This window comes from Micromonospora sp. 15K316, from assembly GCF_004348525.1.
Lineage (GTDB): Bacteria > Actinomycetota > Actinomycetes > Mycobacteriales > Micromonosporaceae > Micromonospora.
The window spans coordinates 1-9,559 of the sequence record NZ_SMKG01000225.1; the positions used below are offsets into that span (position 1 = coordinate 1).

Annotated in this window: 12 protein-coding genes, 1 tRNA gene and 1 pseudogene; 2 read left to right on the forward strand and 12 right to left on the reverse strand. The window is 67.1% G+C overall.

The window, feature by feature from the left end; all coding sequences use genetic code 11:
• The 5 genes and pseudogenes from E1211_RS33060 to E1211_RS27180 all read right to left on the reverse strand — a co-directional run.
• Nucleotides 1-356, reverse strand: a pseudogene (locus E1211_RS33060) (ABC transporter permease); the annotation flags it as partial.
• Nucleotides 357-373: 17 nt separating this feature from the next.
• The gene (locus tag E1211_RS27165; RefSeq protein ID WP_132352256.1) at nt 374-1,039 is read right to left on the reverse strand and encodes an NUDIX domain-containing protein; all 666 of its coding nucleotides are present in this window, start codon (nt 1,037-1,039) and stop codon (nt 374-376) included.
• On the reverse strand, nt 1,036-1,410 hold the full coding sequence (locus E1211_RS27170; protein WP_132352258.1) for an RRQRL motif-containing zinc-binding protein: 375 nt from the start codon (nt 1,408-1,410) through the stop codon (nt 1,036-1,038). The genes E1211_RS27165 and E1211_RS27170 overlap by 4 nt, the downstream gene beginning before the upstream one ends.
• Nucleotides 1,410-1,646, reverse strand: a complete 237-nt coding sequence (locus E1211_RS27175) for a DUF6284 family protein (RefSeq protein ID WP_132352260.1) — start codon at nt 1,644-1,646, stop codon at nt 1,410-1,412. Before E1211_RS27175 ends, E1211_RS27170 begins: the two co-directional genes overlap by 1 nt.
• On the reverse strand, nt 1,646-1,885 hold the full coding sequence (locus tag E1211_RS27180) for a helix-turn-helix domain-containing protein (protein ID WP_020218358.1): 240 nt from the start codon (nt 1,883-1,885) through the stop codon (nt 1,646-1,648). Before E1211_RS27180 ends, E1211_RS27175 begins: the two co-directional genes overlap by 1 nt.
• Before the next feature lie 136 nt (nt 1,886-2,021).
• Here E1211_RS27180 and E1211_RS27185 point away from each other — a divergent pair, with 136 nt between their 5' ends.
• Together E1211_RS27185 and E1211_RS27190 are read left to right on the forward strand one after the other, a co-directional pair.
• Nucleotides 2,022-2,780 (forward strand): XRE family transcriptional regulator, encoded by a 759-nt coding sequence (locus E1211_RS27185; RefSeq protein ID WP_132352262.1) that lies wholly within the window; start codon nt 2,022-2,024, stop codon nt 2,778-2,780.
• Nucleotides 2,781-2,784: 4 nt separating this feature from the next.
• Nucleotides 2,785-3,255: an NUDIX hydrolase gene (locus tag E1211_RS27190; RefSeq protein WP_132352264.1), complete on the forward strand. Its 471-nt coding sequence runs from the start codon at nt 2,785-2,787 to the stop codon at nt 3,253-3,255.
• Here the strand turns inward: E1211_RS27190 and E1211_RS27195 are convergent.
• The 7 genes from E1211_RS27195 to E1211_RS32755 form a co-directional block, all read right to left on the reverse strand.
• Complete coding sequence (locus E1211_RS27195) at nt 3,252-3,803, reverse strand: HD domain-containing protein (protein WP_132352266.1); 552 nt, start codon at nt 3,801-3,803, stop codon at nt 3,252-3,254. The genes E1211_RS27190 and E1211_RS27195 overlap by 4 nt on opposite strands.
• 44 nt (nt 3,804-3,847) lie before the next feature.
• Nucleotides 3,848-4,414: a hypothetical protein gene (locus tag E1211_RS27200; RefSeq protein WP_132352268.1), complete on the reverse strand. Its 567-nt coding sequence runs from the start codon at nt 4,412-4,414 to the stop codon at nt 3,848-3,850.
• Nucleotides 4,415-4,447: 33 nt separating this feature from the next.
• Nucleotides 4,448-5,377, reverse strand: coding sequence for a hypothetical protein (locus E1211_RS27205; RefSeq protein WP_132352270.1), 930 nt, complete (start codon nt 5,375-5,377; stop codon nt 4,448-4,450).
• 155 nt (nt 5,378-5,532) lie between these two features.
• Nucleotides 5,533-6,801 (reverse strand): tyrosine-type recombinase/integrase, encoded by a 1,269-nt coding sequence (locus tag E1211_RS27210; RefSeq protein WP_132352274.1) that lies wholly within the window; start codon nt 6,799-6,801, stop codon nt 5,533-5,535.
• A 67-nt stretch (nt 6,802-6,868) separates the two neighbouring features.
• A tRNA-Ile gene (locus E1211_RS27215) sits at nt 6,869-6,945 on the reverse strand.
• Nucleotides 6,946-7,065: 120 nt separating this feature from the next.
• The gene (locus E1211_RS27220) at nt 7,066-8,625 is read right to left on the reverse strand and encodes a pitrilysin family protein (RefSeq protein WP_132352272.1); all 1,560 of its coding nucleotides are present in this window, start codon (nt 8,623-8,625) and stop codon (nt 7,066-7,068) included.
• Nucleotides 8,622-9,559: hypothetical protein (locus tag E1211_RS32755; RefSeq protein WP_165947354.1), on the reverse strand; the 938-nt coding region annotated here is incomplete at its 5' end. The genes E1211_RS27220 and E1211_RS32755, both read right to left, overlap by 4 nt.

Below are 9,559 nucleotides of genomic sequence, written 5' to 3' on the forward strand. Positions count from 1 at the left end.
GGCGGGGCGGCGGCCGGGGCGAGGCGGTCGACCGTGCCCCGGGCGACCTCACGCATGAACTCGGATGCGTCCGGGTCGTCGGCGACCTTCCGGGCCGCGTCGGTGACCTCGGCGTCGGTGGCCCCGGCGGTGCCGCCCCGGGTCAGGTGGTACTCCCGGGTGGCGATCTCGCGGGCCTTCTCTTCGATCAGCCGCGTCCGCAGGTCAGTGGCCTTCGGTGCGCCGATCCGGAATTCGGTCATGAGCCGGTTGCGCGACGGGACCTCGCCGAGTTCGTTGGTGAGCTTCCGGGCGGCGGGCAACAGGTCCCCGATCGGTTGGGGGTAGCGGGTGCCGTTGATGGCGGGGGCGGTCATGGCGGGTGTCCTCCGGGTCAGTGGTCGAGGATGTCGGCGAGCAGGTCACGGTGGGCGGCGAACACCTGGCCGCCGTAGACGGCGGCGAGGTGGTGGGTGAGGACGTAGTACTCGACGGCGGGCACCCATGCGGCGCGGCGGGCGTCGTCGCGGCCGGTCACGTCGGGCAGGCCGCGCCAGTCGTGGCCGAGGTCGATGTGGACGGGGGTGGTGACCATCCACGCCTCATCCGATGCGCGGGGGTCGGGCACGTATCGGGCCGGCATGGCGTCGTCGGTGCGGGTGCGCTGCACGATCAGGCCGGTTTCCTCGGCCAGTTCGCGATACGCGGCGTCGGCGGGGTCCTCGCCGGGGTCGACGTGGCCGGCGGGCAGTGCCCACCCGTGACCGTCGCCGCGCTCGATCAGCAGCAGCCACCGCCATCCGTAGGTGGTCGTGGCGGTGACGATCGCGTCGGCGGCTTGGGCCTCGCCCCAGTGGCCGAGTTCGTTGCGGCCGTAGCGGATGCCGGTCGGTGCGTACGGGTTGACCGGCCGTCCGTCGACCAATGGGAACGGGATCGCGGCGGCGGCCCGCCGGGCGGCCCAGTCGATGCAGGTCGGGTCCATCTCCGGGTCGGCCCAGGACGCTCCGGCGGCGATGCCGGCCAGCACGGACGGGTGGGTGTAAGTGCGGGGGGTCATGCGGCAACCTCCATCGGGGACGCGCAGTCAAGGCACTCGCCGAGCGAGCGTGGGATGTAGTAGGGCCGCACCACGCCGCAGATACGGCAGGTACGGCGGGCCGTCAACGCGGCCCGGATCGCGCGGAGTTGTGCGGGGGTGGCGGTGCGCTTCGGTCGGGCCAGGTCCAGCCGGTACAGGTAGGCGGCGCGGGTACCGCCGACACCGCGCCAGAGGACTTGTGCGGCGATCGGCTGGCCGCCGGGGCGTAGGCCGGCGGCGGTCAGTTGGCGGCGGGTGGCGTAGCCGGGCGGGGCGCCCTTCCACCAGTAGGTGGGGATGCCGTACCGCGCGCCCTCGGGGTCGTAGTAGGCGGCGCGGATGCGGGACATCAGGCCACGCGGCGCGGGTCGGTGATGCGGGCGGCCAGCTCGGCGGCGGCGCGGGTGACGCCGGCCTCGGCACGGCGCAACCGCCGCCAGTCCAGCACGGTCGGACCGCCCCGGTCCTCGGCGTACAGCATCGTGATCTCGGCGTCGAGCAAGTCCAGCTCGGCCGCGATCAGCGGCCACTCCGACTCGATCGCACCCAGCTCGCCGGCGACCGGCTCATTGTCGAAGGTCGTCATCACGCCACGCTCCGGGTGGTGTAGTCGGCGGCGTCGACCAGGCCGTTTGCCAGGGCGCCGGCTTCCATCGCGTCGATGGCCTTCGCAGGCACGACGTAGCGACCGCGAATGCGGATAGCGGGGAACTCGCCCACGCGGATCGATCGGTACAGCGTCATGTCGCAGGTACGCAGCAACTGAGCTGCTTCGGCGACGGTGTAAAACCGCTGGGGGTGGCCAGCAGGTCGATCGGTCTTCATTGGTGTCCTTCCGCCTCATTGACCGGGGTGCACATAGATTCCGATCACAAGGGGTGACGCCTTCACCACCACACTGGACGGCTAGGGACGTCCTTGCTATCTTCAAGTCGTCCCTAGACGTTCCTTGGAGGCGACAGTGCCAAACGACCGGCTACGCGACGCGATGCTCCGCAACGGCTTCACGCCATCGGCCGTAGCCGAGCAGTTGGGGGTAGACCCAAAGACCGTGGAGCGCTGGATCACACAAGGGCGGGCGCCGTATCCGCGCTACCGGCACGCGATCGCCGCGCTAGTCAAGGAAAGTGAGTCGTACCTGTGGCCTGGCGCCGTGCCGCAGGAGCGCGCGAACCGCGTAGCCCAGTCCGAGGTGGTGCAGGTCTACCCGCGACGGGCGGCCGTCCCGGACGACCTCTGGCGACGGCTCATTTCGGACGCACAGGAGCGAATCGGCATCCTGGTCTACGCCGGACTGTTCCTGCCTGAGCAGCAACCGCAGCTGGTGGCCACGCTCAAGGCGAAGGCAGCGGCCGGCACGCGAGTTGAAATCCTGCTCGGCGACCCGGACAGCCCCGAGGTCGCGCAGCGAGGGGCGGACGAAGGCATCGGCGACGCGATGGCCGGCAAGGTGCGGAACGTGCTCGCCTTCTACCAGCGGCTACGCGACGTCCAGGGCGTGAACGTGCACTTCCACCGGACGACGCTCTACAACTCCATCTTCCGGTTCGATGACGAGATGCTCGTCAACTCGCACGTCTTCGGCTTCCCGGCCGCGCATACGCCCGTCATGCATCTACGACGGCTTGCCGGTGGCGATCTGTTCGACACGTACGCGGACAGCTTCGATCGGGTGTGGGAGTCCTCAATGCCAGTGTGGCAGCCGGCGGTGGCAGGCTGAGAGCGTGGCCAGAACCGAGTACTACAACGACCCGCAGGCACCCAAGCCGAACAGCATCGTCCCAGCGGTGACCGTGTTCGTCCTCGACGCGCAGAACCGCGTGCTACTCATCCGACGGACCGACAACGGGCTCTGGGCGATCCCCGGCGGCGCTCAGGATTTCGGCGAGTACATCGCGGAGACTGCCGTACGCGAAACCAAGGAAGAGTCCGGAGTCGATGTTGAGGTGACAGGCATCGTCGGGATCTACACCGACCCGAAGCACGTCATGGCGTACAGCGATGGCGAAGTCCGGCAGCAGTTCTCGATCTGCTTCCGTGCTCGCCATCTGGGCGGAGACCTAACGCCTAGCAGCGAATCGTCAGAGGTGCGATGGGTGGGCAGGGACGAGTTAAATGCCCTGTCGATCCACCCCTCGATGAGGCTTCGAATCGACCACGGATATTCGAACCTGCCCGCTCCCTATATCGGCTAAGCCTTCCGTGCTAGAAGCGCTTCAGCCCGCTTGACGGCCGCGAGAAGTGTTGGCTCGGCGCGCGCCCAAAACCGAGTCACAACGTGTCCCGGACCATAGCGCTTCCGCACTTCGTCTAAACGGTCTCGAACATTCATGTCCTGCCCGTCCGGCCCGGTCGTCATGTCCACATACCAGAGCAAATCCCGGACGGAAGACTCCTCCTCCGAGAAATTGGCACCCAACTCCTCGGCCAAGTTTCGCTCTTGCGCCTCAAAAGTGGCGCAGGAGTGGTATGCCACCAGCGCGACAACGCGGTCGTCGAACTTTTCTCGGCGTAGCCACTGCGCGCCGTCGAGCGCATGCAATCCGGTTGAAACGAGATCAGGGGCGTAACCAACGTCGTGCAGCCAAGCTGCGGCAACCAGGGTAGAGCGATCCTTGACATCAAGGACAGCGGACGCACGCTCCGCCTTTTCGGCAACTGCTTGCACATGCGTCCATCGCTGCGGCAACTTGTGACTCAATAGCCTTTCGGCGATAGATCGCGCCTCTGCAACGGAATCCATATCCAAATGGTACGTCATCTGCCGCCCCTCACAGCGTCCGCCTGTTACATGGGCAATTGAGACTCGACATCCGACGCCTCCCGCCGAGCGTGACGCCGCTTGACCACCGCCGGCGCCTGCGCTTGTGGTATTGCTGGCCCCATCGGAGGGGCCATCTCGATGTGCGCGATTTGATAGAAGACCCACACAATCCGCAGCAGCTGAAAGGCCACGAGAACGGTGGCGCCAACGACAAGCCAACGAGCTTCGTTTGTCGACCCCACCCCCCCACGATCAAGCACCTTTGCTAAGACCATAGCGAAGGCACTTACCCATGGCGTTATGAGAGCCGCCAACCACACCCGCAGCAGATCGGTCCCGAACCTGGATTTGGCCATTAATTCTTTAGCGCTTCGAAGGCCAATGAATATCGTGAAGATAACTCCACCAAAACCAGCAAAGAGCGCGGTCAACTGAAGCAGATCTGTATATACGCTTCGCCTGTCGGCTAGATTGAGCCGACCGAGCGCATCAAGCCCTGAGCCAGGTGCAACCTTGAGCGCGAGAAATCCGGCGATCGCCACGACCACGAGGTGGTCAAGCCACCACCATAGAACCAACCGGTCCCACACTCGGCTTAGCATGGGCTAGACCTTACTCTGCCCCTACGACAACGAGACCGAGTTGACGGTCGACGTAGAGTTGATTGCCGACCTAATATCGTCATAGAGGTCATCGTAGGCCGCAGCTATCGCCCGCGCCGCAGACATCATCTCGGGCTGCGATTTCCCTTGATCCAGCTCGACGTCAACAGATTGTGCTACCGCCTCCTGAAGTAGGTCATAGGTTCTCGACTTGCCGTCATACATTCTCCTGTAACGAATTTCAGCCTTATCCACGAAGCCGATCGCATCGGACGTTGCAAGCGACTCAATATCATGGTACGCAATCTCAGCAGCATCATTCTGCCCCTTCGGCGCAATCGCAACCGACACCTCGATGGCAACATAACCAAGCCTTTGTCGAGCATGCCTAATGAATCCGGTTACGGAACTGTCGGTACCGAAAACCTCAGCATTTACGTCCGGCCCCACGGCAAGCGTGAACTTGGTCAGCGTTCCGATGTCAGCCAAAGCGCGAAGGGTGTTGCGGTCCGCCAACGGCACCACTTCAATTCCGCCGTCAATCAACTCTAGTTTATTGATGTAATCGCGGAACGATGCCGTCCCCGGAGCTGATCCAGAGTTCCGCATGACAGCGAGAACATTATCCTCGAAGACTGAGTAAAAAGCTGGCTCTGCCAACGTCTCATCGTCACCCAGGACTAGTGGGCGATAGTTCCGCCGACGTTCGATACGGAGAGAGACGTCACGAGTGATTCTATCCAGCGTGATCAACGGAACAGCGCGAGTAGCCCCGGAAGGAGAGGGGTTATACGACGACCCCAAAAGCTCCATCCTCGCCACAGAAACATACGCTTCTTCGTCAGGAAGCTCAGCGACAGCGTCCAACAGATCATCAAAGGGAAGCTTGTTCGGGAAGCGCTCTTTTGCCGAATTCAAGATCTGGTAGAAGCGCACCGTGCGTTGAGCCATCAACAATCACCGACCAGTGTCGAGGGGATGAGTTTCACTCACGCTACCCCCTTCCGCCCGAAGCTGACGGCCCCCTCCACCCTGACAAGTTTCGGACAGTATGGAACCTATTCGCGTCCGGGTTGGCGGGATGATCCTGCCGAAAGTGGTTGAGGTCAACGGGGTTCGGCAGGGCGGGCCGGCATTCGGGCGGCGAGCGTTGCTGCTGCCCTCTGGTCAGATTCGGAGAGCCAAGCGGCATAGACACGGAGGGTCGTAGCCCCGCCTCCTCCATGCCCGAGCCGTCCGGCAACCGTCCGAACATCAACACCAGCCGCGATCAGCTCTGTCGCCGAGTAGTGCCGAAGTGCATGCAGGTTCGTGATGATGCCGAGTCGCGCGGCCATCCTGCTGAATCGCTGAGTTGCCGTGTCCGGCACGAGCGGAAGACTGCCATCCGGGTCAGGCGAGAAGACGTAGCTGTCACCGGGCAGAGACAAGCCCATGGTCGACGCTCGTTCCTCGCAACGCGCCAGCTGGTCGCGCAGCACCTCTACCGTCTCCGCGTCCAGGGCTACGCGCCGCTGCTGGTGCGTCTTGGTGTCCTTCTCCCGCAGCTTCCCCGCGTCGTCGACGTACAGCGCGCTCCGCAGCGTCAACACGGCCGTGTTCAGGTCGACCGCGGACCACCGAAGCGCGCACAGCTCACTCCGTCGCGCCCCCGTCGTCATGGCCACCCACACGAACGCGCCCCAGTCGGGGTCCTTCCACGCCTGTGTCACGAGTCGGGCCGCCTCGGGCGCCGTTGGTGGGTGTGGGTTGGGCTGAGGCATCCCCGGCTTCTCCGCTTGGTCTGCCGGGTTGACGGCGATCCAGCGCCACCGGACAGCCCGGTTCAGCGCGCCGGACAGGATCCAGTGAATCTGCCGGATCGACGCGGGCGCCAGCGGCCTGCACGCATGCGGCCGGCACTTGTCGGTGCAGTCGTGCGGCCCTGCCTTCCGGTGTTCGATAGCCCTCCGGGCGCCTCCACAGTGGTCCCGGCACTTCCGCAGCACGGCGTAGAACGATTCCAGCGTCTCGGCGTCGAGTCGTCCCACCGGTAGCTTGCCAAGCAACGGCCGTACGTGCTTGTTCAGCTTCTTGACGTACCCCTGCCGGGTCGACGCCTCCACGTCGAGCACTTCGAGCCACCGGTCGAGCAGCTGGTCGACGGTGGCACGGGTACGAGGATTGCGCCGATCGTCCACCTGAGCGAGGAAGCGCGTTCGCGCCTTCTCAGCTTCCTTCCGCGCCGTGGGGCCGGCCGGGATGGTCTCTGTCAGGTAGTGCCGCTTCTTGGTGATCGGGTCAATGCCCGCGTAGACCTTCACCCTGAGTGAGCCGCTGGGCAGCTCTTCGATCTCACCTCGTTGACGCTTCGCGCGCCCGGATGCGGTCGGCATGGGGCGACCGTAGCGCGTTCGCACCACGAGCAGCACCACGGGAAGAGGGTGGATCTACCGTTTTACCTGGTGGGGCGGGCGGGACTCGAACCCGCGACCGAGGGATTATGAGTCCCCTGCTCTAACCGGCTGAGCTACCGCCCCGGCACCGCGCCGGATCTTATCCCGCTCGATCGATCGCAGACCAGCAGGCACAGGTCGGCCGCCTCCCGTCGCAGAGCACGGTGGGCAACGAGAGAATAGCAGCCAGCACGGGGCGGCCGATCACGCCTTGCCGCCCCGCTCCGCGTCGAACATGACGACCGACAGCCACGCCGTCAGCGCGGACAGACCCTCGCGCAGCCCGGTCACGCTCCGGACCAACAGGTTCGGCCGGGGCGGTGGCTGCGGGATCTCCTCAGGTGACCGCGCCGGCATCTCGATCCGTCGCTCCACCGGTACCCGTGCGTCGAGGTGGTCCACGACGTCGGGCTGCGGCTCGAACAGGGTCGGCTCGATCCGCACCGAGATCGCGTCCTCGCCGATCAGGTGGCGGGCGCCGTCGGGCCAGACGAGCAGGGCCGCGGTCGCGGCGAACCGGACGGTCTGCGTGCTGTCGGGCCCGAGCAGGGTGACCCCCTCCTCCCCGATCACCAGCTCGCCCTCGCCGTCGTGCGTCCGGTGGACCGAGCCGGACACCGACTCGTCCGATTGGACGGGCGCCGCAGCGAAGCCGGCCCACTGGGCGTCGAGGCCGGCGGGGACCATCAGCAGCGCGGAGGCGGCGACCTCCTGGGCGACCTCGTGCAGGTCGGCGACGCTGACGGTCGCCAACTCGGCGCGGATCTCCTCGACGCCGTGGCTCGGCTCCCCAGTCAGCAGGCTCGCGGCGACGGCGGGCAGCCGCGCGGCGTGCACCTCGGCCGCGTCGAGGATCGTCGTTCGCTGGACCACCACGGCCGCCAGGTCGTTCTCCATGATCCGTCCGACGCGCATCGTCGCCAGCGCGTCCACCACGCCGCCCAGCACCGCGTCCTGCTTCTCCGGCAGCGCGTCGGCGACGGCCCGCACCACCGCGTGGCCGTCGCCCCGCCATTGGTAACCGGTCGTCGTGGTGTACGAGAGGCCGTCCTCCTGCCGCAACGACCGGTACAGCTCACGCTCGAGGACTCCGGCGAAGACGGCGGCGGCGGTCCGGTGCCGCACCACCGCGTCGAGGACGACGGCGTTCCCCCCGCTGGCGAAGTACGCCGGCGTCTGCGGCAACGCCGACGAGATCTTCGGCACCGGGCGTCGCGCCCCGTGCGGCAACGGCAGCCGCAGCCCGTCCGGCAGCCGGTCTCCGGCGATCCAGAGCACGGCGTTCTCCCGCGTGAACCAGTGGGCCGCCCACCGGCGGAGGTCCGCCTCGGTGATCGCCGGCAGCCCGAGCTCCGGGTAGCCGCTCAGCCCGTGGTCGCGGGCGCCGTGCCGCCAGAGCGGGACGGCGGCGTCGACGGAGACGCCCCGGCTGTTCCACTCGGTGCGCAGGATCTGCTTCTCCACCTCGATCCGGGCGACCGGTGGGTCGTGCAGGTTCTCGCAGACGGCGGTGAGGAAGCGCGCGATGTCGTCCTCGCCCGCCTGGGTGTGGAACGTGGTGAAGAGCGCGCTCGTCTCGCCGTTCACGTGGTGGTCGCCGAGGCCGAGGCGGACGAGCGCCAGGTGCTCCAGCAGGTGGGTGATGCCGCGGCGGGCCAGCGTCTCGTCGGCGCTGCCGACCCGGAAGGTCAGCCCGGCACGTGGTGGCCCGGAGGTGGCCGCGAGCAGGGTCGGAACTCCGTCGACCTCCAACCGCCGGATCATCGCCGGGCGCCACGGGCGTACGCCTCGTCACGGGCTCGGGTGAAGGCGGTTCGCCATTCGCCGTGGTAGCCGAACATGGCCTGGTCGGTGTACGGGCCGAGGGCCTCGAACTGGTCGCGGGCCGCCCGGTACTCGCCCATCAGGTGGAACGCCATCGCGAACGTGCTCCGCACCGCGACCCAGCCGAAGGTGTGCCGGAAGTCCGGGTGCGACACGGATCGCGCCGCCGCCGCCTGGATCTCCTCGGTGACCCGCGGTCCGCGCAGGTGTTGCCGGCGGCGGACGACGTCGATCGCCTCCATCGACTCCTCCAGGTGCGCCTCGACCACCAGGACCGCGTTTCCGGCGCCAGGAGGGGCCGCCTCGGCGCATTCCCGGGCGAAGGCGTGCGCCGGCTCCCACCCGCCACCCCACTTGGGGCAGAGCTGTTGCAGCAGCGCGGACTGTGCCGGCAGGTGGTGCGGCAGGTGCCGGGCCAGCCGGTCGTATCGACGCCGGGCCTCGGCCTGGCCGAGCTGGAGTCCCCGAGCGACGAGGATCCGTTGGGTCCACGCGGCCACGTCGTCCGGGTGCCGGGCCGTGACGTCGATCAGTAGTTGTTCCGCCCGGCGCAGGTGGTCGTGGAAGCCGGCGAACCGGTCGTCGTTCACGTAACTCGCCAGGGCTGCGCCGCGGATCCGCCACCCGGCTCCGATCAGTCGCGCCGCGAGCAGCACCGGTACGTGCCGCTCCTCCGGCGCGCGGGCCAACCGGTCGCGCAGGGACAGCTCGACACCGCCCCAGTCGGCCGCGAATCGGACGAGGTGACTACGGACGCCGGGTTCGGCCGCGTCGAGGAGTTGTCGCAGCGTAGACCAGTCGTGGTTGAGCAGGGCGGTTCGCAGTTGCTTGACCTCGTCGTACGCGGCGCCGGGGTCGAAGGTGAGGGCGGGGG

What these genes read in the sequence shown, in the direction of transcription:
- E1211_RS27175 (WP_132352260.1), bottom strand. Translation starts at nt 1,646, where the DNA reads ATGACGACCTTCGACAATGAGCCGGTCGCCGGCGAGCTGGGTGCGATC.
- E1211_RS27205 (WP_132352270.1), bottom strand. Translation starts at nt 5,377, where the DNA reads ATGGCTCAACGCACGGTGCGCTTCTACCAGATCTTGAATTCGGCAAAA.
- E1211_RS27195 (WP_132352266.1), bottom strand. Translation starts at nt 3,803, where the DNA reads ATGGATTCCGTTGCAGAGGCGCGATCTATCGCCGAAAGGCTATTGAGT.
- E1211_RS27180 (WP_020218358.1), bottom strand. Translation starts at nt 1,885, where the DNA reads ATGAAGACCGATCGACCTGCTGGCCACCCCCAGCGGTTTTACACCGTC.
- E1211_RS27165 (WP_132352256.1), bottom strand. Translation starts at nt 1,039, where the DNA reads ATGACCCCCCGCACTTACACCCACCCGTCCGTGCTGGCCGGCATCGCC.
- E1211_RS27220 (WP_132352272.1), bottom strand. Translation starts at nt 8,625, where the DNA reads ATGATCCGGCGGTTGGAGGTCGACGGAGTTCCGACCCTGCTCGCGGCC.
- E1211_RS27210 (WP_132352274.1), bottom strand. Translation starts at nt 6,801, where the DNA reads ATGCCGACCGCATCCGGGCGCGCGAAGCGTCAACGAGGTGAGATCGAA.
- E1211_RS27170 (WP_132352258.1), bottom strand. Translation starts at nt 1,410, where the DNA reads ATGTCCCGCATCCGCGCCGCCTACTACGACCCCGAGGGCGCGCGGTAC.